The organism is Burkholderia catarinensis (genome assembly GCF_001883705.2).
Taxonomy (GTDB): domain Bacteria; phylum Pseudomonadota; class Gammaproteobacteria; order Burkholderiales; family Burkholderiaceae; genus Burkholderia; species Burkholderia catarinensis.
Map to the genome: position 1 here is coordinate 374,566 of NZ_MDEQ02000001.1, position 25,884 is coordinate 400,449.

20 protein-coding genes and 1 tRNA gene are annotated in these 25,884 nt (G+C 65.1%); 14 read left to right on the plus strand and 7 right to left on the minus strand.

Going from position 1 to position 25,884, the window contains the following annotated elements:
* Nucleotides 1-29 precede the first annotated feature (29 nt).
* Nucleotides 30-1,136 (minus strand): aromatic ring-hydroxylating oxygenase subunit alpha, encoded by a 1,107-nt coding sequence (locus BFF94_RS01665; protein ID WP_128843996.1) that lies wholly within the window; start codon nt 1,134-1,136, stop codon nt 30-32.
* 281 nt (nt 1,137-1,417) lie between these two features.
* Between BFF94_RS01665 and BFF94_RS01670 the strand changes: the two genes are divergently transcribed.
* The 4 genes from BFF94_RS01670 (at nt 1,418) to folE2 (ending at nt 5,541) form a co-directional block, all read left to right on the plus strand.
* The gene (locus BFF94_RS01670) at nt 1,418-1,711 is read left to right on the plus strand and encodes an exodeoxyribonuclease VII small subunit (RefSeq protein ID WP_006479428.1); all 294 of its coding nucleotides are present in this window, start codon (nt 1,418-1,420) and stop codon (nt 1,709-1,711) included.
* On the plus strand, nt 1,708-2,592 hold the full coding sequence (locus BFF94_RS01675) for a polyprenyl synthetase family protein (RefSeq protein ID WP_128843995.1): 885 nt from the start codon (nt 1,708-1,710) through the stop codon (nt 2,590-2,592). Before BFF94_RS01670 ends, BFF94_RS01675 begins: the two co-directional genes overlap by 4 nt.
* 80 nt (nt 2,593-2,672) lie before the next feature.
* The gene (gene dxs, locus BFF94_RS01680; RefSeq protein ID WP_128843994.1) at nt 2,673-4,577 is read left to right on the plus strand and encodes a 1-deoxy-D-xylulose-5-phosphate synthase; all 1,905 of its coding nucleotides are present in this window, start codon (nt 2,673-2,675) and stop codon (nt 4,575-4,577) included.
* A 154-nt stretch (nt 4,578-4,731) separates the two neighbouring features.
* Complete coding sequence (gene folE2 / locus BFF94_RS01685; protein WP_128843993.1) at nt 4,732-5,541, plus strand: GTP cyclohydrolase FolE2; 810 nt, start codon at nt 4,732-4,734, stop codon at nt 5,539-5,541.
* Nucleotides 5,542-5,623: 82 nt separating this feature from the next.
* Here the strand turns inward: folE2 and tsaD are convergent, their stop codons facing one another.
* Nucleotides 5,624-6,664 carry a tRNA (adenosine(37)-N6)-threonylcarbamoyltransferase complex transferase subunit TsaD gene (gene tsaD / locus BFF94_RS01690; RefSeq protein WP_128843992.1) on the minus strand — a complete coding sequence of 347 codons (1,041 nt, stop codon included), beginning with the start codon at nt 6,662-6,664 and terminating at the stop codon, nt 5,624-5,626.
* A 120-nt stretch (nt 6,665-6,784) separates the two neighbouring features.
* On the opposite strand from tsaD, the gene BFF94_RS01695 reads away from it, so the two are divergent.
* From BFF94_RS01695 to dctA, 8 genes are all read left to right on the plus strand, one after another.
* A complete protein-coding gene (locus BFF94_RS01695; RefSeq protein ID WP_281426096.1) occupies nt 6,785-8,014 on the plus strand; it encodes a BaiN/RdsA family NAD(P)/FAD-dependent oxidoreductase in 1,230 nt (409 codons plus the stop codon).
* A gap of 107 nt (nt 8,015-8,121) precedes the next feature.
* Nucleotides 8,122-8,334: a 30S ribosomal protein S21 gene (gene rpsU, locus BFF94_RS01700; protein ID WP_006751743.1), complete on the plus strand. Its 213-nt coding sequence runs from the start codon at nt 8,122-8,124 to the stop codon at nt 8,332-8,334.
* A gap of 194 nt (nt 8,335-8,528) precedes the next feature.
* A complete protein-coding gene (locus BFF94_RS01705) occupies nt 8,529-8,975 on the plus strand; it encodes a GatB/YqeY domain-containing protein (protein ID WP_128843990.1) in 447 nt (148 codons plus the stop codon).
* Between the two features lie 70 nt (nt 8,976-9,045).
* A complete protein-coding gene (gene dnaG / locus BFF94_RS01710; protein ID WP_128843989.1) occupies nt 9,046-10,923 on the plus strand; it encodes a DNA primase in 1,878 nt (625 codons plus the stop codon).
* A gap of 89 nt (nt 10,924-11,012) precedes the next feature.
* Nucleotides 11,013-13,436, plus strand: coding sequence for an RNA polymerase sigma factor RpoD (rpoD, locus tag BFF94_RS01715; protein ID WP_128843988.1), 2,424 nt, complete (start codon nt 11,013-11,015; stop codon nt 13,434-13,436).
* 129 nt (nt 13,437-13,565) lie between these two features.
* Nucleotides 13,566-13,641: transfer RNA gene (locus BFF94_RS01720), tRNA-Ile, on the plus strand.
* A gap of 501 nt (nt 13,642-14,142) precedes the next feature.
* The gene (locus BFF94_RS01725) at nt 14,143-15,066 is read left to right on the plus strand and encodes a LysR family transcriptional regulator (RefSeq protein ID WP_128843987.1); all 924 of its coding nucleotides are present in this window, start codon (nt 14,143-14,145) and stop codon (nt 15,064-15,066) included.
* A gap of 43 nt (nt 15,067-15,109) precedes the next feature.
* On the plus strand, nt 15,110-16,432 hold the full coding sequence (dctA, locus tag BFF94_RS01730) for a C4-dicarboxylate transporter DctA (RefSeq protein WP_128843986.1): 1,323 nt from the start codon (nt 15,110-15,112) through the stop codon (nt 16,430-16,432).
* A 24-nt stretch (nt 16,433-16,456) separates the two neighbouring features.
* Here the strand turns inward: dctA and BFF94_RS01735 are convergent, their stop codons facing one another.
* Together BFF94_RS01735 and BFF94_RS01740 are read right to left on the minus strand one after the other, a co-directional pair.
* A complete protein-coding gene (locus BFF94_RS01735; protein WP_128843985.1) occupies nt 16,457-17,239 on the minus strand; it encodes a substrate-binding domain-containing protein in 783 nt (260 codons plus the stop codon).
* A gap of 45 nt (nt 17,240-17,284) precedes the next feature.
* Nucleotides 17,285-18,580, minus strand: coding sequence for an MFS transporter (locus BFF94_RS01740; protein WP_128843984.1), 1,296 nt, complete (start codon nt 18,578-18,580; stop codon nt 17,285-17,287).
* A 340-nt stretch (nt 18,581-18,920) separates the two neighbouring features.
* On the opposite strand from BFF94_RS01740, the gene BFF94_RS01745 reads away from it, so the two are divergent.
* Nucleotides 18,921-20,471: a phospholipase D family protein gene (locus BFF94_RS01745; protein ID WP_128843983.1), complete on the plus strand. Its 1,551-nt coding sequence runs from the start codon at nt 18,921-18,923 to the stop codon at nt 20,469-20,471.
* Between the two features lie 22 nt (nt 20,472-20,493).
* Here BFF94_RS01745 and pdxR read toward each other — a convergent pair whose 3' ends face one another.
* A complete protein-coding gene (gene pdxR / locus BFF94_RS01750; RefSeq protein WP_128843982.1) occupies nt 20,494-21,960 on the minus strand; it encodes a MocR-like pyridoxine biosynthesis transcription factor PdxR in 1,467 nt (488 codons plus the stop codon).
* 271 nt (nt 21,961-22,231) lie between these two features.
* Between pdxR and BFF94_RS01755 the strand changes: the two genes are divergently transcribed.
* Nucleotides 22,232-22,888 (plus strand): pyridoxamine 5'-phosphate oxidase family protein, encoded by a 657-nt coding sequence (locus BFF94_RS01755; protein WP_128843981.1) that lies wholly within the window; start codon nt 22,232-22,234, stop codon nt 22,886-22,888.
* A gap of 144 nt (nt 22,889-23,032) precedes the next feature.
* Here the strand turns inward: BFF94_RS01755 and BFF94_RS01760 are convergent, their stop codons facing one another.
* Nucleotides 23,033-23,302: a hypothetical protein gene (locus BFF94_RS01760; RefSeq protein WP_201260406.1), complete on the minus strand. Its 270-nt coding sequence runs from the start codon at nt 23,300-23,302 to the stop codon at nt 23,033-23,035.
* Between the two features lie 180 nt (nt 23,303-23,482).
* Nucleotides 23,483-25,315, minus strand: coding sequence for a S53 family peptidase (locus BFF94_RS01765; protein ID WP_128843980.1), 1,833 nt, complete (start codon nt 25,313-25,315; stop codon nt 23,483-23,485).
* Nucleotides 25,316-25,884: the final 569 nt, after the last annotated feature.

The window sequence follows — 25,884 nt, forward strand, 5'->3', positions numbered from 1 at the left end:
CGTGCGGCGTCAAAGCGCCGCACCGGCTGTCAGATGTCGCCGAGGTGGCGGCGCAGGAACTCGTGGAAGTGCTGCATGCCGTCTTCCATCGGGCTCTGGTACGGGCCGACCTGCGACTCGCCGCGTGCCATCAGCGCACGGCGGCCTGCGTCCATCCGCATCGCGATCTCGTCGTCCTCGACGGCCGTTTCCATATAGGCGGCGCGCTCGGCCTCGACGAATTCGCGTTCGAACAATGCGATTTCCTCGGGGTAATAGAATTCGACGATGTTGGTCGTCTTCTGCGGGCCGCGCGGGATCAGCCACGACACGACGAGCACGTGCGGATACCACTCGATCATCAGGCCCGGGTAGTAGACCATCCAGATCGCGCCGAACTCCGGCGGTACGCCGTTGCGGAACTTCAGCACCTGCTCGTGCCATTTCTGGTAAGTCGTGCTGCCCGGTTTCGCGAGGGCGTTGTGCACGCCGACCGTCTGCACGCTGTACCAGTCGCCGAACTCCCACTTGAGATCGTCGCACGACACGAAGCTGCCGAGGCCCGGGTGGAACGGAACGACATGGTAATCCTCGAGATAGACCTCGATGAACGTCTTCCAGTTGTAATCGCACTCGTGCACTTCGACGTGATCGAAGTGGTACTCGGAGAAATCGAAGTGATGCTTCGTGCCGAGGTCGGCGAGGTCGCGCGCGACATGCCGGCCTTCGGCCTCGAACAGCAGCCCCTGCCAGTTCTGCAGCGGGCTTTTGCCGAGGTTCAGGCACGGCTTGTCGGGGAAGTGCGGCGCGCCGAGCAGCTCGCCTTCCAGATCGTACGTCCAGCGGTGCAGCGGGCACACGATGTTCTGCGTGTGGCCGCGCCCGTTGAGCATGATCGCCTGCCGGTGGCGGCAGACGTTCGACAGCAGTTCGATCTGGTTCGTCTGGTTGCGAACCAGCACGCGGCCTTCCTGCTCGGACGGCAGCGCAAAATAATCCCCCGCCTCGGGCACCATCAACTCGTGCCCGACGTAACGAGGTCCTTTCTTGAAGAGGGTTTCGATCTCGCGCTCGAGCAGCGCCTCATCGAAGTATGCAGTGACTGGAAGCTGGCTGTGAGCCGACTTCAACTGAAGCGCATCGCTCAGATTGGACATTCCCACTCCCGGTGTTAGCGTGAAAGCAGTGAACAACCCAACCATCGAAAAATCGATTTAGGGAAACGGAGAATTATACCCGGTTCGCCTCGCAAGGCTAGGAATAAGTGCCTGATTTGTGTCAATTTTTTGTCGGGCGACGATCGGCAGGCGCACAATGTGTGTCGGAGATGGGGCCGGAATATGTGCCCGGTTGTACCGGGGTACCCAAGTCGGCAGGTCGGAAAATTCTCTTTTGCCGTAGAATGTCCGACTTGTTTTGAAATTTGACACCCTTGTCCATGGCGAAAACCGCATCCCCAGGCGCCACGCCGCCCGGTAATGGCACCGAACCGTTGCCGGACAATTACGAGATGGCGCTCGCGGAACTCGAAACGCTGGTTGCACGGATGGAAGGCGGCGCGTTGAGCCTCGAGGATTCACTGGCGGCGTATCGCCGCGGTGCGACCCTCGTTGCGTTTTGCCAACAGCAGCTCGAGAAAGTGGAGCAGCAGGTTCGCGTGCTCGACGGCGCGACGCTGAAGCCGCTTTCGTCCGGAACGGCCGCCACGGACGGCGAAGACGACGATCTATGACATTCGAACAATGGATGCGGTCTGTGCTAGACCGTGTCGAGGACGCACTCGGCCACTATTTGCCCGCTGAAACCGCGATGCCGGCGCAACTCCACGAGGCGATGCGCTATGCGGTCCTCGGCGGCGGCAAACGCGTTCGCCCGCTGCTGTGCCATGCAGCAGGCGAACTGACCGGTGCGACGGAAGCGGCGCGCAATGCGGCGGCGGCGGCGCTGGAGATGATCCACGTCTACTCGCTCGTGCACGACGACATGCCGTGCATGGACGACGACGCGCTGCGTCGCGGCAAGCCGACCGTGCACGTGCAGTACGACGAGCCGACGGCGCTGCTGGTCGGCGATGCGTTGCAGTCGCAGGCGTTCGTTGCGCTGACCGACGCCGAAGCGCTGTCGCCGGTGCAGCAGGCGGCGCTCGTGCGCGAGCTTGCACTCGCGAGCGGCTCGATCGGCATGGCCGGCGGGCAGGCGATCGACCTGGCGAGCGTCGGCCTCAAGCTGACGCGCGAGCAGCTCGAGACGATGCACCGGATGAAGACGGGCGCACTGCTGCGCGCGGCCGTGCGAATGGGCGCGCTGGCCGGCGAGACGCCGTCGGCGGAAACGATGGCCGCGCTCGACGTCTATGCGGGGGCCGTAGGTCTGGCCTTCCAGGTCGTCGACGATATTCTCGACGTCACGACCGATTCGGCGACGCTCGGCAAGACGGCCGGCAAGGATGCGGCGAACGACAAGCCGACCTACGTATCGATCCTCGGCCTCGAGGCGTCGCGCGAGCTCGCAGCGCAACTGCGCGCCGAAGCGCACGACGCGCTGAAACCGTTCGGCGCACGCGCACAGCGTCTCGCCGAACTTGCCGACCTGGTAGTGAACCGGGTCAGCTGACGCGAAGCCCGCCGCCGCGCACACGCTACGGTGCGTGCAATAGAATGCGGGCGCGTTTGATTTCCTACAATGGAACGACGATGTACGACTTGCTGAAAACCATCGACGACCCGGCGGATTTGCGCCGCCTCGATCGTCGCCAACTCCAACCGCTCGCGGATGAACTGCGCGCGTTCGTGCTCGACAGCGTGTCGAAGACGGGCGGCCATTTGTCGTCCAACCTCGGGACGGTCGAGCTGACGATCGCGTTGCACTACGTGTTCAACACGCCGAACGATCGCATCGTCTGGGATGTGGGCCACCAGACCTACCCGCACAAGATCCTGACGGGCCGCCGCGACCAGATGCATTCGCTGCGTCAGCAGGACGGCATCTCGGGCTTCCCGCGCCGTTCGGAGTCGGAATACGACACGTTCGGCACCGCGCACTCGAGCACGTCGATCTCGGCCGCGCTCGGTATGGCGATCGGCAGCCAGCTGAACGGCGACGACCGCTTCTCGATCGCCGTGATCGGCGACGGCGCGATGACGGCCGGCATGGCGTTCGAGGCGATGAACAACGCGGGCGTGTCGGAAGATGCGAAAGTGCTCGTGATCCTGAACGACAACGACATGTCGATCTCGCCGCCGGTCGGCGCGCTGAATCGCCATCTCGCACGCCTGATGTCGGGCCGCTTCTATGCGGCCGCGCGCGCGGGCGTCGAGCGCGTGCTGAGCGTGGCGCCCCCGGTGCTCGAACTCGCGCGCAAGCTCGAGGAGCACGCGAAGGGCATGGTCGTGCCGGCCACGCTGTTCGAAGAGTTCGGCTTCAACTACATCGGCCCGATCGACGGTCACGATCTCGATTCGCTGATCCCGACGCTGCAGAACATCCGCGAACTGCGCGGTCCGCAGTTCCTGCACGTGGTGACGAAGAAAGGCCAGGGCTACAAGCTCGCCGAGGCCGATCCGGTGCTCTATCACGGCCCCGGCAAGTTCAACCCGGCCGAAGGCATCAAGCCGTCGACCGCGCCCGCGAAGAAGACGTACACGCAGGTGTTCGGCGAGTGGCTGTGCGATGAAGCCGAGCGCGATTCGCGCGTCGTCGGCATCACGCCCGCGATGCGCGAAGGCTCGGGCATGGTCGAGTTCGAAAAGCGCTTCAAGGATCGCTACTACGACGTCGGCATCGCCGAGCAGCACGCGGTGACGTTCGCGGGCGGCATCGCGACCGAAGGGCTCAAGCCGGTCGTCGCGATCTACTCGACGTTCCTGCAACGTGCGTACGACCAGTTGATCCACGACGTCGCGCTGCAGAACCTGCCGGTCGTGTTCGCGATCGACCGCGCGGGGCTCGTCGGCGCGGACGGCGCGACGCACGCGGGCGCGTACGATCTCGCGTTCATGCGCTGCATCCCGAACATGACGATCATGGCCGCATCCGACGAGAACGAATGCCGCCAGATGCTGCACACGGCGCTGCAGCAGCCGAACCCGACCGCGGTGCGCTATCCGCGCGGCGCGGGCGCGGGTGTGCCGACGGTGAAGGAATTCACCGAGATCCCGCTCGGCAAGGGTGAAGTGCGTCGCCGGACGTCGCAGCCGGAAGGCAAGCGCGTCGCGATTCTCGCGTTCGGCACGATGGTCGCACCGTCGCTCGCCGCGGCCGAGGAACTCGACGCAACCGTCGCGAACATGCGCTTCGTGAAGCCGGTCGACGCAGCGCTCGTGCGCGAACTCGCCGAGACGCACGACTACCTCGTCACGATCGAGGAAGGCTGCGTGATGGGCGGCGCGGGCTCGGCCTGCGTGGAAGCCCTGATGGAGAGTGGGGTTATCCGACCCGTACTACAATTGGGCCTCCCTGACCTGTTCATCGATCACGGCGACCCCGCGAAGCTGTTGTCGCAATGCGGCCTCGACGGCGCGGGCATCGCGAAATCGATTCGCGAACGCTTCCTGAACCCGGCGGCCGATGTCGCCGGTCAGGCGAAGCGCGTCGCATAAGCCGGCACCGCCCGCGGGCGGTGTCGGTGCGACTGGCGCAACCGGTCTTCATTGATGCGGAAAACATGGGCCTGCGGGCCCATGTTGCTTTTCCGGCTGCCGCATGACGCGGCGTGCGCGTCGTCGAACGCGCGGCTTACAAGGATTGAACAAGATGAACCAGATGAATCCCGCCTTCGTGATGCCCGACGTGCAGAGCACGGTGGATACCCGTCAGATTCCGATTCAGCGCGTGGGCGTGAAGGCGGTCCGGCATCCGTTGACGGTGCGTACCGAAAGCGGCGACGTGCAGCCGACCGTCGGCGTCTGGAACCTCGACGTCCGCCTGCCGGCCGACCAGAAGGGCACGCACATGTCGCGCTTCGTCGCGCTGCTCGAAGAGAATCGCGCGCCGCTGACGGTCGAGCGGTTCCGCGCAATGCTCGCATCGATGCTCGAGAAGCTCGAAGCCGAGGCCGGCCGCATCGAAGTCACGTTCCCGTACTTCGTGAACAAGACGGCGCCGGTGTCCGGCGTGCAGAGCCTGCTCGACTACGAAGTGACGCTCGCGGGCGAAAGCCGCAACGGCGATACCCGCCTGTTCCTGAAGGTGCTCGTGCCCGTGACGAGCCTGTGCCCGTGCTCGAAGAAGATCTCGCAGTACGGCGCGCACAACCAGCGCTCGCACGTGACGATCGACGCCGAGCTCGCGGCCGACCTGCCGGTCGAGGCGCTGATCCGCATCGCGGAGGAAGAGGCGTCGTGCGAGCTGTGGGGCCTGCTGAAGCGTCCGGACGAGAAGTTCGTCACCGAGCGTGCGTACGAGAACCCGAAGTTCGTCGAGGACCTCGTGCGCGACGTCGCGCAGCGTCTCGATGCGGACGGGCGCGTGGTCGCGTATGTGCTCGAAGCCGAGAACTTCGAGTCGATCCACAACCACAGCGCGTATGCGCTGATCGAGCGCGACAAGCGGCAGGCTGCTTAACGCCGCGGCGTTTTGTCGCTCCGATGAAAAAGGCTGCTCGTTCGAGCAGCCTTTTTGTTTTCTTGCGTCGGCGTTGCGCGGCTCAGCGTGCGAGCGATGCGAGATCCCAGCGCGGCTTCACCGTGAACGCGTAGTCGGCATTCGCCTGCTCGGGCCAGCGACCGAGCCGCAGCGCGCCCGCAAGCGCGATCATCGCGCCGTTGTCGGTGCAGAGCGCGAGATCGGGGTAGTGCACGTCGAAGCCGCGCTTGGCCGCGGCGGCCGACAGCGCGGCGCGCAACTGGCGGTTCGCGCCGACGCCGCCCGCGACCACGAGGCGCTTGAGCTTCGTCTGCTTCAGCGCGGCGAGCGACTTCGCGACGAGCACGTCGACGGCCGCGTCGACGAAGCCGCGCGCGAGGTCGGCCTTCGCGCGTTCGAGCGCTTCGCCCGCCAGCTTCGCCGCTTCGAACTTCTTCATCTGCGTGAGCACGGCCGTCTTCAGGCCGCTGAAGCTGAAGTCGAGATCGCCCGAATGCAGCATCGGCCGCGGCAGCACGACCGCGCCCGGCGTGCCCGTTTCGGCGAGCTTCGACACTTCCGGGCCGCCCGGGTAGCCGAGGCCGATCAGCTTCGCCGTCTTGTCGAACGCTTCGCCGGCCGCGTCGTCGAGCGTCTCGCCGAGCGTCTCGTATACGCCGACGTCGGTCACGCGCATCAGTTGCGTGTGGCCGCCGGACACCAGCAGCGCGACGAACGGGAACGGCGGCGGCTCGTCGACGAGCAGCGGCGACAGCAGGTGGCCTTCGAGGTGATGGATGCCGACGGTCGGCTTGTTCCATGCGAGCGCGAGCGCATTCGCAATGCTCGCACCGACCAATAGCGCGCCGGCGAGGCCGGGGCCTTGCGTGAACGCGATCGCGTCGATGTCGTCGCGGTGCGTGCCGCTTTGAGCCATCACCTCCTCGAGCAGCGGCAGCGCGCGGCGGATGTGGTCGCGCGACGCGAGCTCGGGTACGACGCCGCCGTAGTCGCGGTGCATCGCGATCTGCGAATGGAGCGCGTGCGCGAGCAGGCCGCGCTGCGTGTCGTAGAGCGCGAGGCCGGTTTCGTCGCAGGAGCTTTCGATGCCGAGAACGAGCATGGGTGCGGGCGGGGCGCGCCGTATCGGGCGCGCCGCAGGAAGGTCAACGTAACCGAAAATTATAGCAGGTGAGGGTCGCCCGCCGCTGGCGGCGGCCCGGCCCGATGCCGGGCAGGTACAATCCGCGCCATGGAAACTTATGATATCGCCGTGATCGGCGCGGGCGCCGCCGGGATGATGAGCGCCGCGGTCGCCGGGCAGCTCGGCCGCCGCGTCGTGCTGCTCGATCACGCGCCACGGCTCGCCGAGAAAATCCGCATCTCGGGCGGCGGCCGCTGCAACTTCACGAACCTGTACGCCGGCCCCGACAACTATCTGTCGACGAATCCGCATTTCGCGCGTTCGGCGCTGGCGCGCTATACGCCGCGCGACTTCCTCGGGCTGCTCAAGCGTCATCACGTGACCTGGCACGAAAAGCACAAGGGCCAGCTTTTTTGCGACCACGGCAGCGATGCGGTCATCGACGTGCTGAAGCACGAGTGCGATGCGGGCGGCATCGCATGGCGCCGGCCCGTCGTCGTCGACGCGGTGCGCCACGCGCCGGCCGACGGCTTCACGCTCGACACGCAGCAGGCGGGGTCGATCGGTGCGCGCGCACTGATTGTCGCGACCGGCGGCCTGTCGATCCCGAAGATCGGCGCGACCGACTTCGGCTACCGGCTCGCAAAGCAGTTCGGCCACAAGCTCATCGATACGCGGCCCGCGCTCGTGCCGCTCACGTTCGCGCAGCAGGACTGGGAGCCGTTCGCGGCGTTGTCCGGCGTGTCGCTCGAAGTGCGCGTGTCGACCGGCGACAAGAAGCGCGGCGGCGAATTCGTCGAGGACCTGCTGTTGACCCATCGCGGCCTGTCCGGGCCCGGCATCCTGCAGATCTCGAGCTACTGGCAGCCTGGCGATCCGATCCGCGTCGACCTGCTGCCGCAGCGCGACACGGTGGCCGACCTGCTCGACGCGAAGCGCACGTCGAAACGCCAGATCGGCTCGCTGCTCGCGGACTGGGTGCCGTCGCGCCTCGCGCATGCGTGGCTCGACACGCATCGCGTCGCGGCCGACGCGCGGCTCGCGGACCTGCCCGACAAGACGCTGCGCCAGGTCGGCGACGCGCTGTCCGGCTGGACGCTGACGCCGAACGGCACCGAGGGCTACAAGAAGGCCGAGGTGACGAAGGGTGGGGTCGATACGCGGGAGCTGTCGTCGGCGACGATGATGAGCGCGCGCGTGCCGGGGCTGTTCTTCGTCGGCGAAGCGGTGGACGTGACGGGCTGGCTCGGCGGCTACAATTTCCAGTGGGCGTGGGCGTCCGGCACGGCGGCCGGGCAGGCCGCGGCGGAGTATTCGCGCGGCGCCTGACGCGCCGGGCCGGGCCCGTTTTAGCGGGACCAGGCCCCCGTGCCTTTGTACAATCGCTCTGCTATACTCGGTAGTCTTTCCCTGCAAACCTTTATTCGTGTCGGATCATGACGATCATTCGCGTTAAAGAGAACGAGCCGTTTGAAGTTGCAATGCGCCGCTTCAAGCGCACGATCGAGAAGAACGGTTTGTTGACCGAGCTTCGTGCGCGCGAGTTTTTCGAGAAGCCGACCGCGGAGCGCAAGCGAAAGAAAGCTGCTGCGGTGAAGCGTCATTACAAGCGTATTCGCAGCCAGACGCTGCCGAAGAAGCTGTACTGAACGATTGGGCGCCGCGCGGTACGCTGAGCGGCGCACCGGTGACTCCGTGCGATCGGGTGCGATCGCGCAACCGATCAGGCGGCGAGTCGCCGATGCCGGATTCGAGCAACCCGCTTGAGACACTGTCCCAAGCGGGTTTTTGTGTTGACGCCCGTTCGCGGGCGTCGGATTCACGTTTCCATCCCGGGTGAAAGATGAGTTTGAAAGAGCAGATCAGCGAAGACATGAAGGCCGCGATGCGCGCGAAGGAAAGCGAGCGCCTGGCAACGATTCGCCTGCTGATGGCCGCGATCAAGCAGCGTGAGGTCGATGATCGGGTCACGCTCGACGACGCGGGCATCACGGCCGTGATCGACAAGATGATCAAGCAGCGCAAGGATTCGATCAGCCAGTTCGAGGCCGCCGGCCGCGACGACCTCGTCGCGAAGGAACAGGCCGAACTGGTCGTGCTGGGCGGCTACATGCCCGCGCAACTGTCGGACGCCGAAGTGGCGGCCGAAGTCCAGGCGGCGGTCGCGCAAACGGGCGCAGCCGGCCCGCAGGACATGGGCAAGGTGATGGGCGTGCTGAAGGGCAAGCTCGCCGGCCGTGCCGACATGACGGCCGTGTCCGCGCAGGTCAAGGCCGCGCTCACGAAGTAAACCCGGTCCCGGTGCGCCCAGCGATGCGTGCGCCGGGCGTCGTATTGTCTTTTTTTTGCTCGATCCCACGGTGATTCCGCATTCGTTCCTGCAGGATTTGCTGAACCGCGTCGATATCGTCGACGTGGTGGGTCGGTACGTGCAGCTCAAGAAGGGCGGCGCCAACTTCATGGGGCTGTGCCCGTTCCATAACGAGAAGAGCCCGTCGTTTACCGTCAGCCCGACCAAGCAGTTCTATCACTGCTTCGGTTGCGGCGCGCACGGCACGGCGATCGGCTTCCTGATGGAGCACGCGGGGCTCACGTTCCCGGAGGCCGTGCAGGAACTCGCGCAGTCCGTCGGGCTGACCGTGCCGCACGAGCCGTCGATGCGTGGCGGCGGTGGGGGCGGAGGCGGTGGCGGCGACTATCCTGCACCGGTGTCGAAGTCGGTTGCGACCGCGCTGTCCGATGCGATGTCCGCCGCGTGCGACTACTACCGCAAGCAGTTGCGCGGCGCGACCGTCGCGATCCAGTACCTGAAGAACCGGGGCCTGACCGGCGAGATCGCCGCGCGCTTCGGGCTCGGCTATGCGCCGGACGGCTGGCAGAACCTCGAAACCGCGTTTCCGGATTATCGCGACGAGGCGCTCGTCGAGTCGGGGCTCGTGATCGTCAGCGAGAAAACCGATGCGCAGGGCGTCGCGCGCCGCTACGACCGGTTCCGCGAGCGGATCATGTTCCCGATCCGCAACGTGAAGGGGCAGGTGATCGGCTTCGGCGGCCGCGTGCTCGGCAGCGGCGAGCCGAAGTACCTGAATTCGCCCGAAACGCCGCTGTTCAACAAGGGCAGCGAACTGTACGGCTTGTTCGAGGCGCGGCTCGCGATTCGCGAGCGCAAGTACGTGCTGGTCGTCGAAGGCTACATGGACGTCGTCGCGCTTGCGCAGCTCGGTTTCCCGAACGCGGTCGCGACGCTCGGCACCGCGTGCACGCCGATTCACGTGCAGAAGCTGCTGCGCCAGACCGACACGGTCATTTTCAGTTTCGACGGCGATTCGGCCGGACGGCGTGCAGCCCGGCGCGCGCTCGAGGCATGCCTGCCGCATGCGGCGGACAACCGCACGATCCGGTTCCTTTTTCTGCCGGCCGAGCACGATCCGGACAGCTATGTGCGCGAGTTCGGCGCGGATGCGTTCTCCGAACAGGTCGAGCGAGCGATGCCGCTGTCGCAATTTCTGTTGAACGAAGCAATTGCCGGCAAGGCGCTCGATCAGCCGGAAGGCCGCGCGAAGGCGCTGTTCGATGCGAAACCGTTGCTGCAGGCGCTGCCCGCGAACGCGTTGCGTGCGCAGATCATGCACATGTTCGCGGATCGCCTCGATATCCCGTTCGAAGAGGTCGCGGGGTTGTCCGACGTCGATACGCGGATCGCGGCGCCGCCGCGCCAGGCGCCCGCACGCAGCGAGCGGCGTCGCGTGACGGACAGCGAAAAGCGTGCGTTGCGCACGCTGGTGATGCATCCGCGCATCGCGTCGCAGCTCGACGACGAACAGATTGCGACCCTGCACGCGTTGCCGCGCATCGGCGAACTGTTCGCCGAAGTCGTCGATCATGCGCGCGCACTGGGCGACGGCGCGGAGTTCAGGATGCTGTCGGATGTCCTGCGGACGTCCTCGAACGGGGCGACTTACGAGGAAATCTTCCGCGAAATTCTGGACTATGATGAAAACGTCCGCGATTTGCTGTTACAGAATCCGGAAGACGAGACGGTGCCCGAGCGGCAGCGTGAACAGGAACGGATCGCGGGGGAGGAACTGCAGGCGGCGGTGCTCAAGATGCGTTACGACGCCTGCTGCGACCGGCTTGACAGGCTGGCGCGGCAATCCAACTTCACACCCGAGGAATTGGCCGAATTGACGGAATTGAACCAGCAGCGAACCGACATGAAGCGTCGACTCGGGCTGTAGGCGGCCGGGGAGCTTAGAGAGGGCTCCTCAGCGTGCTATAATATAAGGTTTCCAGCGGTTTGTTTTCTAAGCAAGAGGCGAGAATCGCGATGGCAAAGACGACAGGCGGAAAGAAAGCAGCAGGCAAGGGCTCGACGGAGCCGACCAAGAAGGTCACAGCGGCCAAGTTTGCTTCTTCCACCAGGACAACGTCTTCAGCTACGTCAGCCCCTGCGGGAAAGAAAACCGCGGCCGGCACTGCTCAGGCTGCGCCGGCGTCGGCAGCCAGAACACGGGCTGCCGCCAGACCCGACTCCGGGCCGGCCAAGCCGGCGGCGAAGCGGGCAAGTGCGAAAAGCGCAAGGGACACGACTGCCGACGCGGACGAAACGGCAGTACGTACTACTCATGCACCCACGGTTCAACCGGCTGTCGTCCAGCAGCCGCGAGTCGATATAGCCGGTACGGCGAACTCCATGACCAAAAAGCTGAACGAAGTATCCGTCGTTGACGACGCAAATCAGAGCGACGAGCAGCCCGCAGCCGCAGCCGCGGCTGCCCCGGGCAAAGCCAAGGTGCGCGATCGTCGCGCCAAGGAAAAGGCGCTGCTGAAGGAAGCGTTCGCGACGAGCACGCCCGGCACGGCCGAGGAGCTCGAGGAGCGCCGCGTGAAGCTGCGCGCGCTGATCAAGCTCGGCAAGGAGCGCGGCTTCCTGACGTACGCCGAAATCAACGACCACCTGCCGGACAACTTCACCGAGACCGAAGCCCTCGAAGGCATCATCGGCACGTTCAACGACATGGGCGTGGCGGTTTACGAGCAGGCACCGGACGCGGAAACGCTGCTCCTGAACGACAACGCGCCGGCCGCGTCGTCGGACGATGAAGTCGAAGAGGAAGCGGAAGTCGCGCTGTCCACCGTCGATTCGGAATTCGGCCGCACGACCGATCCGGTCCGGATGTACATGCGCGAGATGGGCACGGTCGAGCTGCTCACGCGCGAAGGCGAAATCGAGATCGCGAAGCGGATCGAGGACGGCCTGCGCCACATGGTGATGGCAATTTCCGCGTGCCCGACGACGATCGCCGACATCCTCGCGATGGCCGAGCGCGTCGCGAACGAAGAGAGCCGTGTCGACGAGCTCGTCGACGGCCTGCTCGACCCGAACGCTTCGGACTCCGCCGATACGGACGGCTTCTCCGCGAAGGAAGCGGAAGCCATCGAGAACGAGGACGAGGAAGCCGAAGAGGAAGAGGAAGAAGAGGAAGCGGAGGAGGACGACGGTGCCGCACAGGCGTCGGCCAACGCCGCCCAGCTCGAAGCCCTCAAGCGTGCATCGCTCGACAAGTTCTCGCAGATCAGCGAGTGGTTCGACAAGATGCGCCGCGCGTTCGAGAAGGAAGGCTATAAGTCGAAGGCCTACCTGAAGGCGCAGGAGACGATCCAGACCGAGTTGATGACGATCCGCTTCACCGCGCGTACCGTCGAGCGCCTGTGCGACACGCTGCGTGCGCAGGTGGACGAAGTGCGCCAGGTCGAGCGCCAGATCCTGCACATCGTCGTCGACAAGTGCGGCATGCCGCGTTCGGAATTCATCGCGCGCTTCCCGGGCAGCGAGACGGATCTCGACTGGGCCGAGAAGATCACGGCCGAAGGCCATTCGTACAGCGCGGTCCTGGCGCGCAACATCCCGGCGATCCGCGAACAGCAGCAGCGCCTGCTCGACCTGCAGGCGCGTGTCGTGCTGCCGCTGAAGGACCTGAAGGAAACCAATCGCCAGATGGCGGCCGGCGAACTGAAGGCACGCCAGGCGAAGCGCGAAATGACCGAGGCCAACCTGCGTCTCGTAATCTCGATCGCGAAGAAGTACACGAACCGCGGCCTGCAGTTCCTCGACCTGATCCAGGAAGGCAACATCGGCCTGATGAAGGCGGTGGACAAGTTCGAATACCGTCGCGGCTACAAGTTCTCGACCTATGCGACGTGGTGGATCCGCCAGGCCATCACGCGCTCGATCGCTGACCAGGCGCGCACGATCCGTATTCCGGTTCACATGATCGAGACGATCAACAAGATGAACCGCATCTCGCGGCAGATCCTGCAGGAAACCGGTCTCGAGCCGGATCCGGCAACGCTCGCCGAGAAGATGGAGATGCCGGAAGACAAGATCCGCAAGATCATGAAGATCGCGAAGGAGCCGATCTCGATGGAAACGCCGATCGGTGACGACGACGATTCCCATCTCGGCGACTTCATCGAGGACAACAACACGGTCGCGCCGGCGGATGCCGCGCTGCATGCGAGCATGCGCGACGTCGTGAAGGACGTGCTCGATTCGCTGACGCCGCGCGAGGCGAAGGTGCTGCGGATGCGTTTCGGTATCGAGATGAGCACCGATCACACGCTCGAGGAAGTCGGCAAGCAGTTCGACGTCACGCGCGAGCGGATCCGTCAGATCGAGGCCAAGGCGCTGCGCAAGCTGCGTCACCCGAGCCGTTCCGACAAGCTGAAGTCGTTCCTCGAAGGGAACTGATTTCCAGCGTCTCTCCTGCGAACGCCACCGGCATCCGCGTGATGCCGGTGGCGTTTGTCCCCTTTGTTGTTACAATGCCGGCCCGGCTTCCTTGCCGGGGCTGCGTGTAGCACGCATTGCTTCTCATCAGGGCTTGTAGCTCAGCGGTTAGAGCAGTCGACTCATAATCGATTGGTCGCGGGTTCGAACCCCGCCGGGCCCACCAGATTTCATGCCGCATCGTGTCGCGGCATGTTGTGCCGTTGAGCATAAGTTGTCGATCCGGACACGTTATGCTTTATCGGGAATCGGCTGTATGTTTGAAAGTTTGTTTCGCGGTGGCAACCGACCGCGATTGGACGCAAAAAAGCCGGCCCAGTGGGCCGGCTTTTTCGTTTCCAAGTACCTGACGTCGTCTAGCTCGGTCCGAGCGTCTCCTTGCCCCTCTGACGTCCGTCCGTGACGCCGCGGATGGCCTTGCAATGCTTGGCGAATGCAGTTCCTCCAGGCATTTGCTCAAGCCGCATGCCGGCGGGCGACCGCGCCCCGTGTGCACGGATTTGTGCGTAGCTTTGTGTGACGTCGATTTGCGCCAAGCGCGCTCGGCCTTATTAGCGCTCCGCACGGCGGTCGTACGTTTCGTGGCGCTAACAAGCGGGGAAGTCCTCGATGGCGGATTCCACTGGCAACGCGCAAAATATCCGGATCTAACAACCAGGGTTGATTCGTGGGTGTCAACTTCGATCTAAACGATTTGCAGGCGTTTCGAGCAGTGGTGGAACTGGGAAGCTTCCGTAAGGCCGCCGAGGCCGTCAATATTTCCCAGCCGGCCTTGAGCCGACGCATTGAGAAGCTCGAGGACGCTCTCGGGGTGCGTCTCTTCGAGCGTACTACACGCAGCGTCACGCTGACCACCGTCGGCCGTGCGTTCGCCCCAAGCGCGGAGCAGTTGCTCGATGATCTCGACATCGCGCTGCTCGGTATCCGCGACGTTTCATCGAGCCGCCTCGGTCATGTGACGATCGCGTGCGTGCCGTCGGTGGCCTACTACTTCTTGCCGAACGTGATCGCGAGCTATCACCGCCGCTTTCCGCGTATCAGGGTCAAGCTGCTGGATGCGAGCGCGAACGAGGTGCTTGACGCTGTCGTCAGCGGCGAGGCCGATTTCGGCGTGAGTTTCATGGGCAGCCAGGAGCCCGAGGTCGAGTTCAAGCTGCTGCTGCAGGAGCGGTTCGTTGCCGCGTGCCGGCGTGACCATCCGCTCGCGCGCAAGAAGCGCGTGACCTGGAACGAGCTTTACGAGTACGAGTATGTGTCGGTGGACAAGACTTCCGGCAACCGCCTGTTGCTCGACCAGGCGCTGACGACCGTCGCGCCGCGTGCGCCGAGCGTGTGCGAAACGCGTCACGTGACGACCATGCTCGGGTTGATCGAGGCGGGGCTCGGCGTCGCCGCGGTACCGTCGATGGCGATGCCCGGACATGACCATCCGCTGCTCACGAGCGTGCCCCTCGTCGAGCCGGTGGTCAGGCGCCGGGTGGGCATCGTGAAACGGCGCGGACGCCCGCTCACGCCGGCCGCGGAGGAGTTTCACCGGGCGGTCGTCGACGCGAAGCGCGGCGGCGCCGCACGCAGCGACGTGTCGAAGTGACGCATACGACGAACCCGACAGGAACATCGAGGAAGACCGCATCGTGAGGCTGGCAAGACTGCTTCGTTCGCTCTACGTGCAGGTTCTGCTGGCGATGGTGCTCGGCGTGAGCGTCGGCCACTTCTGGCCGTCGGCGGGCGCGATGCTCAAGCCGCTCAGCGATGCCTTCGTCAGTCTCGTGCGGATGATGATCGCGCCGATCGTGTTCTGCACGATCGTCTCGGGCATCACGTCGCTCGCGAACGGAAAAGCCATCGGACGCACGATCGTCCGCGCGCTGGTGCTCTTCTATCTGCTGACCGCCGCCGCGCTCGCATTCGGGCTCGTCACCGCGTTCGTGCTGCGGCCCGGCGCCGGCATGCACGTCGACGTGCGCCATCTCGATTCGAGCATCCTGGCGCAATACGTGCGGGATGCGCAGCCGCACGGGTTCGTCGAGTTCGCGCTGAACGTGATCCCGGACACGATGCTCGGCGCGTTCCAGAAGGGCGAGGTGCTGCCGGTGCTGCTGCTGTCGCTGCTCTTCGGTTTTTCGCTGAATGCGTATCCGCAGGCCGGGCGGCCCGTGCTGGCGCTGATCGACGCCGTCGCGCAGGTCGTCTTTCGCGTGCTCGCGATGATCATGCGGCTCGCCCCGCTCGGCGCATTCGGCGCGATGGCGTTCACGGTGGGCCGCTTCGGCATCGGCTCGGTCGGCTCGCTCGCGCGGCTGATGGCGTCGTTCTACGTGGCCTGTGTGCTGTTCGTCGCGCTGGTGCTTGCGCCGCTCGCACGGCTGCACGGCTTCGCGCTGTGGCGGCTGTTGCGCTACATGCGCGAGGAATTGCTGATCGTCCTCGCGACCTCGTCCACGGAGCCGGTATTGCCGCGGCTGATCGTCAAGCTGGAGTCGCTGGGTTGCGACAAGGGCGTCGTCGGGCTCGTGCTGCCGGCCGGCTACTCGTTCAACCTGGACGGCACCGCGATCTACCTGACACTCGCGGCATTGTTCATCGCGCAGGCGTGCGACGTGCCGCTTTCCGCGCCGCAAATCGCGGCGATGCTGGCCGTGATGCTGCTGACGTCGAAGGGGGCGGCCGGCGTGTCCGGCAGCGGGCTCGTCGCGCTCGTCGCGACGCTCGCGGTGATGCCGGACCTGCCGGTCGCCGGGGTCGCGCTTCTGGTCGGTATCGATCGCTTCATGTCCGAGGCGCGTGCGCTGACGAGCGTGATCAGCAATGCCTGCGCGGTGATCTTCGTCTCGTCGTGGGAAGGGGCGTGCGATCGTGCGCGTCTCGCACGGATGCTGAACGCGGCCGGGCCGGCGCGCCCGAACGGCGCCGATGATGCCGAGGCCGACGCCGCGCGCGACGGGAAGGCTGTCTGACGCACGCCTTCCCGTGGTTCGTGCTCAGTGTGCGGCGACCGAATCCAGGCCGGTCGATTTCACTTCCGGCTGCACGTCGGGCGACGCGAGATAGTCGAGGAGTGCCTTCGCTTCCTTCGGATGTTGCGCGCCGACGGGGATGCCGGCGGCGAAGCGTGTGACGGACTGCAGCGATTCGGGAAGCTTGCCGACGAAGGCCGCGCCCTGGACCGGCAGCAGTTCGCTCACCTGCTGCAAGCCGATTTCATAGTCGCCGTTCGCGACCACGGACGCGACCGGGATCCGCGGGATCATCTTCGCCTTCGATTTCACCTGATCCTCGATGCCGAGCTTCTTGAACAATTCCCGCTCGACATAGACGCCGCTCGCGCTGTCCGAGTAGGCGATCGACTTTGCGTGCAGCAGAGCCTGCTTGAGCCCCTCGGTCGAGCTGATGTCGGGTTTCGCCGCGCCGTCGCGCACGACCACGCCGATGCGCGAATCGGCCAGCTCGACGCGCGACCCGGGGATCACCTTGCCTTGCTTGATCAGGTCGTCGAGCGCGTAGCCGACCATGATCACCGCATCGGCAGGTTCACCGCGTGCGAGCCGGTTCGGAATCGCTTCGGGCGACTTGCCCATCGACGGGCCGAGCGCGGTGTCGAGCGTGTTGCCCGTGCGGGACGCGAACTGCGGGCCGAGCAGCTTGTAGGCGGCGGTGAAGCCGCCCGAGCTCATCACGTGCAGGTCGGCTGCCTGCACGTTTGCGGTGGCGGCGGAGGTGGCGACGAGCGCGGTCGCGCACAGCTTCAGGAACGGGTTTTTCATGGTCGTGGTCGTGCGAAGTTGGGGGGAGAGGCTCGGCGAGGGGCTTCAGTGCGCGGGCGTCAGCGTTGCCGTCCGACCGCGATAGAGTGCGAACGTCGCAAGCAGCGCGCACACCGCGGCGAGGCTCATCCAGTAGCCCGGTGCGGCCTTGTCGCCGGTCATGTGAATGAGCGCCGTCGAGATGGCGGGCGTGAAGCCGCCGAACACGGCCGTCGCGAGGCTGTAGGCGAGCGAGAAACCTGCCACGCGTACCTCGGGCGGCATCACCTCCGTCAGCGCGACGACCATCGCGCCGTTATAGATGCCGTACATGAACGACAGCCACAGAAGCACGAGCAGCATGTTGATGAACGACGGCGCGTGAGCGAGCAGCGACAGCGCAGGATAGGCGGTCACGATCGCGAGCACCGTCATGCCGACGAGCAGCGGCCGGCGGCCGATGCGATCGGACAGCGCACCGCCGATCGGCAGCCATACGAAGTTCGACACGCCGACGCACAGCGTCACGAGCAGGCTGTCGGCGGTGCTCAGGTGCAGGACGGTCTTGCCGAAGGTCGGTGCGTAGATCGTGATGAGATAAAAGCTCGTGGTCGTCATCGCGACCAGCATCATGCCGGCAACCACGACGCCCCAGTTCCGGGCCAGCGTACTGACGACTTCCCGCATGCCCGGACGATGCCGGCGGGCCTTGAACTCCTGAGTTTCCTCCAGGTTGCGGCGCAGGATGAAGATGAACGGCACGATCATGCAGCCGACGAAGAACGGAAGGCGCCATCCCCACGCGGCGATGGCCGATGTGCTCAGCCACTGATTGAGCATGAAGCCCAGGGCCGCCGCGACGACGATCGCCACCTGCTGGCTGGCGGACTGCCAGCTCGTGAAGAAGCCCTTGCGGCCGGGTGTGGCCATCTCGGCGAGATAGACCGACACGCCGCCCAGTTCGGCGCCTGCCGAAAAGCCCTGCAGCAGTCGCCCGATCAGCACGAGCACCGGCGCGAGCAGGCCGATCGTCGCGTAGCCCGGGACGAACGCGATCAGGATGGTGCCGCTTGCCATGATGCTCAGCGTGACGATGAGGCCCTTGCGGCGGCCGACGTCGTCGATATACGCGCCGAGCACGATCGCACCCAGCGGCCGCATCAGGAAACCGGCGCCGAAGACGGCGAAGGTCATCATCAACGAAGCGAACTCGCTCGCGGCGGGAAAGAATACGGCGGCGATCTGCGTCGCGTAGAAGCCGAACAGGAAGAAGTCGAACTGCTCGAGGAAGTTCCCGGCCGTCACGCGGAATACCGCGGCGGCCTTCGAACTTCCGGTCGAAAGGCTGGGGGAGGGGTGCATCAGGGTGTCTCCAGAGAATCCAGAAAATGCGCGGGGTGCGGCTGATTGTCGTTTTGGCAATGTTCGCTCGGCAGCGGGCTAACGATAAGTGCAATTTTTTGAACGATTGATGTTCTTTCGTTATCAATCGATTGCTGTCCTCGCGGGTTTTTCTTTGCGTGGACGGATCGTCCGGATCGGGAAAACACGGAGAGGGTGCAGTGCCGATGGCAATCGAAGTATGCTGTGGCGCGGCCGGCCTGCGCGCGAACCCTGTCGCGCGCCCGGACTGCCGACCAGCGCCGCGATCCGACCGGCGGCCAGAATAAACAACCTTCGCCCGGGAGCGGGGACGGCGATCATGACCATGCTGCGTTCGTGGGGTGCGATTCTTTCGTTGCTGGCGCTCGTTGCATGCGCCAGCCTTCCGCCGCAGGCTGACCGCGCGCCGACGCATGCGTACACCGACACGGAAAACACGCGGCTGGGCGTCGCGTTCCGGCAGCAGGCCCGCACGCATCCGGGGCAGGACGCGTTTCATCTGCTGACCGATCCGGTCGATGCGCTGGATGCGCGCGTGCTGCTTGCCGATCGCGCGGACCGGTCGCTGGACCTTCAGTACTACATCTGGCACGACGACCTGACCGGGCATGAACTGGCCGATGCGATCATTCGCGCGGCCGATCGCGGCGTACGCGTCCGTGCGCTGCTCGACGATCTCGGCACGAATGCGGACGACCGCAAGCTGCTCGAGATCAGCTCGCATCCGAACATCGAAATCCGGCTGTTCAATCCGGTCGCCACGCGCCGTTTCAAGAAGATCGGCACGGTGTTCGAGTTCTCGCGCGTCAACCGGCGCATGCACAACAAGGCGATGATCGCGGACAACCAGGTGGCGATCGTCGGCGGCCGCAATATCGGCGACGAATACTTCGGCGCATCGTCGATGCTGGAGTTCGGCGATCTCGATGTCGTTGTCCACGGGCCGGTCGTGAAGAACATCTCGACGGAGTTCGATACCTTCTGGAATTCCCCGTATGCGTATCCGGTCGATACGCTGGTCGGGCACGACGCCGCGCCGGGCGGGCTGGACCGCGAGCGCGAACGGTTGCGCGACTACCTGAGGGTCATGGAGGACAATCCGTACGTGCTCGAGGCCAGGCAACGGCTCGACCGGATCGTGCATGGGCAGGGTACGGAACTGTCGTGGGGGCACGCGACGGTGCTGTACGACGATCCGTCGAAGATCGCGCGCGCGCCGAAGGACAGCGACGGGCACCTGATGCCGCAACTGCGGGCGCTCGCGTTGCAGCCGGAACATGACCTGCTGATCGTGTCGCCGTACTTCGTGCCGGGCAAGGACGTCGTCGAGCGGCTGCGCGCGCTGGCGGCGCGCGGCGTGCGCGTGACGGTGCTGACCAACTCGCTCGCGTCGACCGACGTGGCGGCCGTGCATGCCGGCTACCGGCGCTACCGAAGCGATCTCGTGGAGGCCGGCGTGCGGCTTTACGAACGGCGGCCATCGGGCGACAAGAGCATTTCGAAGCAGGTCATCATCGGGTCGTCGCGCGCGTCGCTGCATGCGAAGACCTACGTGTTCGACCACAAGAGCATTTTCATCGGGTCGATGAATCTCGATCCGCGCTCGCTGAACCTCAATACGGAGATCGGCGTTTACTGCGAGAGTCCGGCGATTGCGTCACAGGTTGCAAACGATCTGGAAGCGCGGCTCGATCGGATCGCGTGGCGTGTCGAGCCGAGGACCGATCCGGCAGGGAAAGGGCGGCTCAAGTGGGTTCAGACCGATTCGGACGGGAAGGTCGCCGAACTCGACCACGAACCGGAAGTTTCGGTTCCGCGGCGGATGGAGGTCTGGTTTCTCGGACTGTTTCCGATCGAATCGCAACTGTGAGCGACGATGCGGCGCGCGACGCTCAGCAGCGCGTGCGGCCGTGTTTCTCGATGACGGCCGCGAATTGCAGCGTTGCTTTCTCGATCGTCGCTTCGCCCAGCCCGGCATACCCGAGCACGAAGCCGTTGTACCGACGGCCGTCGCCGACGCCGTAGCTGCTCAGCGGCTGAAGCAGCAGCCCATGCGCGGATGCGGCGCGGGCGACTTCGATATCGTGCAGCGGCATCGCGAGATCAGCCGACAGATGCATGCCGCCCGGGCTTTCGCGAACGCTCAGCGAGGTGCCGAGGTGGCGGGCGAGTGCCGCTTCGAGGCTGCTCCGCCGGTCTGCGTAGAGCGCCCTCATCCTGCGCAGGTGCCGCGCAAAGAGGCCGGTGTCGATAAATTCGGCCATCGCCAGTTGATCGGCCGAATGACCGCGATGGACGAGTTCGCGCAGCGTTCTGGTGAAGCGTTCGACCAGCACCGGCGGAACCACCATGAAGCCGAGCCGCAGGGCGGGAAACATCGTCTTGCTGAACGTGCCGAGATAACAGACCGGCGCGTCGGCATGCAGGCCCTGGATCGCGGGCAGCGGCTGGCCGCCGTGGCGGAACTCGCTGTCGTAGTCGTCCTCGATGATCCACGCGCCGCACGCACGCGCGCGCTCGACCAGCGCCGCGCGGCGCCGGGCGCTCATCAGCGCGCCGAGCGGGTATTGGTGCGACGGCGTCGTATAGATCAGCCGGGGCGGTTGCGCGTGCCATTGTTCGTCGGTCGGCGCCATCCCTTCGTGATCGACCTCGATCGGCACGATATTCAGGCCGGTCGACCGGAATGCGGTCCTGGCGCCGTTATAGCAGGGGTTCTCGAGCCAGCCGGACTCGCCGGGATTCGCCAGCATGCGCGCGCACAATTCGAGGCTGCTTTGCGTACCGTCGGTGATGAAGACCTGGTCTGTTTCGCAGCGCACGCCTCGCGAGACGCGGATATAGGCGGCCACGGCACGCCGCAACTCGGGCAGCCCTTCGACCGGGCCATACGCGAGCCGGGCGGGCGTGATGACTTTCCACGCGCGCTCGATGCAACGGCGCCACTGGGCAACGGGGAATTCGTCGAGCGAAGGGAGGCCGGGGACGAACGGCAGCATGCGATCAGGCTCGGGATGGGCGTTCTCCAGCCCGTGCACGCGCTCGGACAGGCGAACCGTGGCCGGGCCGCTTTCGTGCGCGGCGCTCGAACGGCCGCAGCCGTCCCATAGCGTGATCGTGCCATTGCGCGTGGCCGCCACGAAGCCTTCCTCGGCAAGGCGCTCGTACGCATAGACCGCCGAATTGCGCGCGATGCCCAGCTCCGCCGCGAGCACGCGCGTCGGCACAAGCCGCGTGCCGGGCGGAATATGTCCGTCCAGCAGCATGTCGCGCAGGCTCCGGTAGAGGGCTTCCTGCCGGCTGTGTCTTGTCGTGCCGTCCTGTCTGGAAAGCGATGAGATGAGCAGCGCGAGATCCATAGGCTGGTTCTAAAAATTATCCTTGAGCTGGTTCTTTTTAAGATTCAACGCGCATCGTATTGTTCATGCTTTCGCGGCGCCCGCGTATTTTGATCGATTTGGCGAGCCGCTGTCGATGAGGCGATCGACCGGTCGTTCAAGCGTTGAGGCTGAACGACTCCGATTCGATTCGCTTCGTAGTGCAAATATATGTTCGATCGGATACCCGCGTCTTGCCGGAACGCGGGCCGATCGATGCGTGCAAGGCTGCGCGCGAACAGGAAAACGAAACATGAAAGACCAGACCGTCATTTCTCCCACATCCCGCACCACCATTCGCCGCCTGCCGGAACTGGCCAATCACGATCGCACGCTGCTTTCCCGCATCGTGGACGAGGCCTACGTCTGTCACATCGCGTTCAATGCAGGCCAGGACACGCATTGCATCCCGACCGCCCACTGGAGGCGGGACGATGACCTCTATATTCACGGGTCAAATGGCAGCCGGATGATCAAGGCGCTGTCTGCCGGCGCACCGGCCTCCGTGGCGATTACGTTGCTGGACGGCCTCGTGCTGGCCAAGTCGGCCTTCAACCATTCGATGAATTATCGATCCGCGGTGATCTATGGGCAGTTCGACATGGTGGAGGGTCGCGCGGAAAAGCTCGCGGCCCTGGATGCATTGATGGACAAGATCGCACCGGGCCGCAAGCATGAGGCGCGACCCGGCAACGAGAAGGAACTCAACGCGACCAGCGTGCTGCGGATTTCCCTTGCGGAAGCGGCCGTGAAAGTCGGCGATTCCCTGCCGTCCGACAAGGAAGAAGATCTCGCGCTCGCTGTCTGGACGGGGATCCTGCCGCTGAAGACAGCGCGCGGCGCGCCGGTTCATGCCGACGGAAACGACAACGTGCCCGTGCCGGACTATGTCCGGAACTGGGCCGAGTGAGTCGCGCGGCTAGCGGCACGACCGCGCGGCTTCGTGGAAAACGGCGGTGCGCGGCGTCATGGGCCGTGCTGCCGACGCATGGCAGCGAGCACGTGTTTCGCCGGCCGGCCGCGCGAATACCGTGATGTCGCGGCGTGGTGCTTGTCACTCCGCGTGGTGTTCATGCGATTCGTGCGGCGGAGGCGACTGCGCAGGGTGCGGTGCGGGCGCGTGCTCGGGAGCCGGCTGCTGCGGTTGAGGCTGCGGTGCCGCGTGTTCCTGCGGTTGCGCTTCGTTCCGCGGCGGCGTCTCCTTGTGCAGTTGCTGCTGGGCGTCGTTGCGTTGCTGCATTTCTTCGCGCTGCTGTTGCAAAGCCGCATTGTGTTGCTGCATCTCCTCGCGTTGCTGCGGTTGCGCCGCGTTGTGTTGCTGCAATTGCTGCTGCCACGCGACCGCGCGATTTTCCTGCGCGGCGCGTTCCTGCTGCTTCGCGAGATGACGAGGAATGCAGAAAACCCGCGATGGCTTCGCAGCCTTCGCGGGTTTTTTACGCGGTTGCATGCGGTTGCGGGCGCGAAACGGCGCGCGCCCGCAACCGGGGCGATCATCGGTCCATCAGCGTGCGAAATCCGGCGTGCTCTGGATGAACGCGTTCAGCTTCGAGATGTTCACGCTGCCGAAGCCCGTCGTCGCATCCCAGCCGGCCTTCGCCTTGTAGCCGTAGGTGCCGCTGCCGTTGTTGCCGGACGTGACGTCGTGCAGCAGCGCCGCGTTGGTCGGGAAGTACTTGTAGATACTCGACGCAGGAAACCCGAGCGCATTGTTGTTCGCCGACTGCAGCCGAGCCCAGATGCCCGTGAAGATCGGCGCGGCGAGGCTCGTGCCGCCTTCGTTGTTCAGGTAGCCCGAGCCCCACAGCGTGTCGGACGTCTGGCCGTTCACGACGAGGATCGCGCCGGTGCGCAGGTCGGCGTCGAAGCCGACATCCGGCAGCGCGCGCTTGGTCGACCCGGTGAGGCTCGACGATTGCCACGACGGCGCGGCCTCGTACTTGCTGTACCCGCCGCCCGTCGACCACACGGTGCCCGGCTGCCAGCTCGGATCGTTCCAGACGATCTCGCTGTTGTACGCGTTGGTCGACGTATTGGTGAACAGCGTCGTGCCGCCCACCGCGATCACGTACGGCGACGTTGCCGGCTCGCTCACCGTGTAGGTCGAGCGCGACGGCGTGCCGCTCGCGCATTCGTACGCGCCGTGGTCGCCGGCGGATACGGAGAAGGTCTGTCCCTGCGCGACCGCCTGCTTGAAGATGGTGTCGTCGGTTGCCTGCGAGCCGGTGCTGTTTGCGGACGATTCGCACACGCCGAGCGACACGTTGATCACCTTCGCGACGTTGTCGGTCACCACCTTGTTGTACGCGGCCGTGATCGCCGTGAGCGTCATCGACGGCGCGGCGTAGAACACGACCTGCTTCACGCTGCCGCCGGCCGAGCCGACGATCGACTGGCTGTCGAGGTTCCATTCGACGGTGCCGGACGTGTCGGTGTACGAACTGCCGGCCGGGCCCGTCTGCACGATGGTGCTGCTGATCGTGCCGAGGCCGTTGTTCGCGGCGAACGTATTGAGGTCGCTCACCGTCTGCGACAGGTCGCCTTCGGAGATGATGCCGACCGTGGTTTGCGAGGCCGTCGGCGTGCCGTCGCCGCCGTAGAGCGACGAGAATTCGGTCGGATTGTGCGGCACCGCCGACGCGCCGGCCGGGATCGTCAGGTTGCTGGTATTGCCTTGCGGCTTGCTGCCCGCGCCGGTATGCATCAGCTCGACGTTCTGCAGGCCCAGCACCGCGCCCACGATGCCGCCGATCGCATTCGGCACTTGCGCGGCGTCGGTATTCGCATAGACGCTGCGGCCGTTGCGCGTGAAGCGCTTGAGCGTCGTGCGGAACGCGGACTTGACGGTCGCCGCGGTGCCGGACGCGGACACCAGCAGGCGGTTCGGCGCGACCACGATATTCACGAAGCCTTCCTTGCGCAGATGCGCGACGACGGACGCGACCTGCTGGTCGGTCGGCGCATACTGCGCGGCGAATTGCGCCGGCGTGAGGAACTGCCGGTAGTGCGGCGAGCCGGGCGTATGCAGGTCGCGCAGGTACTGGTCGAGTTGGGCCTCGTTGCGCAGGTTCAGCCCGAGCACGATGTCCACCGACTCGCCGGGCGCCATTTCGATTGCCGCGGCAGCGGCGGCGGCCGTGCTCGCGGCAGGTGCGCCGGCGGCGCCGCTTTCGCTCTGCTGCACGAGCGGCAGGAACCCCTTGGTGTGCGTTTCCGTCCAGCCGGCCGCCGGCGCGGCGTGGACGGTCGTCATGCCGAACGAGGCGGCCGCGGCCGCTGCGAATGCGAGCTTGACGATGCGAATGTGCTTTTGTTTCTTGTTTGCAACCTGATTCATTTGAATTACCCCTCCGGTTGAACATCGAACGGCACGAACAACAACGGTCGACAGCGGCACGGGTCATGCACCGCCGCATTCTGTCGCGCGCATGCGGATGACACGGACGCGACAGGGCCTTTCGCCCGATCCGGAAAGATGGTTTTCTCCCGGGGGCGAAATACGGAAAACGTGATAACAGGAGGGCTGCGCCGTGCTGCGGGGCAGCCGCGTTGGACATGGCGCCGGCGGGATTGCTAGAGCAAAAGCTTCGTTATCCTGCTCATTTGATTCGATCCTTCGGCCCGCTGCCGGATGGCAGCCGTCCAATGAGATGCATCGGGATGTTGCGTGCGCCGGCGCGCGAACGACACGGCCGGCTGCGAGCACTTCGGTGAGGCGGAAGCAAAAAACGTAGAGCGGAATCGATTGCGTGGTTGGCAATTCGTCAGATTGCTTGCGACTGACGGTATCAAGAACGAAAGCGGAGTGTCAAACTTTTTTTGATTATATGAAACAAATTTAAATCGAATATAGCGCAATGTTTTTGAAAAGATTGGCGGTGTTTTGTAATATTCGAGACCTGAAAG

What these genes read in the sequence shown, in the direction of transcription:
- BFF94_RS01665 (WP_128843996.1), bottom strand. Translation starts at nt 1,136, where the DNA reads ATGTCCAATCTGAGCGATGCGCTTCAGTTGAAGTCGGCTCACAGCCAG.
- BFF94_RS01670 (WP_006479428.1), top strand. Translation starts at nt 1,418, where the DNA reads ATGGCGAAAACCGCATCCCCAGGCGCCACGCCGCCCGGTAATGGCACC.
- BFF94_RS01675 (WP_128843995.1), top strand. Translation starts at nt 1,708, where the DNA reads ATGACATTCGAACAATGGATGCGGTCTGTGCTAGACCGTGTCGAGGAC.
- dxs (WP_128843994.1), top strand. Translation starts at nt 2,673, where the DNA reads ATGTACGACTTGCTGAAAACCATCGACGACCCGGCGGATTTGCGCCGC.
- folE2 (WP_128843993.1), top strand. Translation starts at nt 4,732, where the DNA reads ATGAACCAGATGAATCCCGCCTTCGTGATGCCCGACGTGCAGAGCACG.
- tsaD (WP_128843992.1), bottom strand. Translation starts at nt 6,664, where the DNA reads ATGCTCGTTCTCGGCATCGAAAGCTCCTGCGACGAAACCGGCCTCGCG.
- rpsU (WP_006751743.1), top strand. Translation starts at nt 8,122, where the DNA reads ATGACGATCATTCGCGTTAAAGAGAACGAGCCGTTTGAAGTTGCAATG.
- BFF94_RS01705 (WP_128843990.1), top strand. Translation starts at nt 8,529, where the DNA reads ATGAGTTTGAAAGAGCAGATCAGCGAAGACATGAAGGCCGCGATGCGC.
- rpoD (WP_128843988.1), top strand. Translation starts at nt 11,013, where the DNA reads ATGGCAAAGACGACAGGCGGAAAGAAAGCAGCAGGCAAGGGCTCGACG.
- BFF94_RS01735 (WP_128843985.1), bottom strand. Translation starts at nt 17,239, where the DNA reads ATGAAAAACCCGTTCCTGAAGCTGTGCGCGACCGCGCTCGTCGCCACC.
- BFF94_RS01740 (WP_128843984.1), bottom strand. Translation starts at nt 18,580, where the DNA reads ATGCACCCCTCCCCCAGCCTTTCGACCGGAAGTTCGAAGGCCGCCGCG.
- BFF94_RS01745 (WP_128843983.1), top strand. Translation starts at nt 18,921, where the DNA reads ATGACCATGCTGCGTTCGTGGGGTGCGATTCTTTCGTTGCTGGCGCTC.
- pdxR (WP_128843982.1), bottom strand. Translation starts at nt 21,960, where the DNA reads ATGGATCTCGCGCTGCTCATCTCATCGCTTTCCAGACAGGACGGCACG.
- BFF94_RS01755 (WP_128843981.1), top strand. Translation starts at nt 22,232, where the DNA reads ATGAAAGACCAGACCGTCATTTCTCCCACATCCCGCACCACCATTCGC.
- BFF94_RS01765 (WP_128843980.1), bottom strand. Translation starts at nt 25,315, where the DNA reads ATGAATCAGGTTGCAAACAAGAAACAAAAGCACATTCGCATCGTCAAG.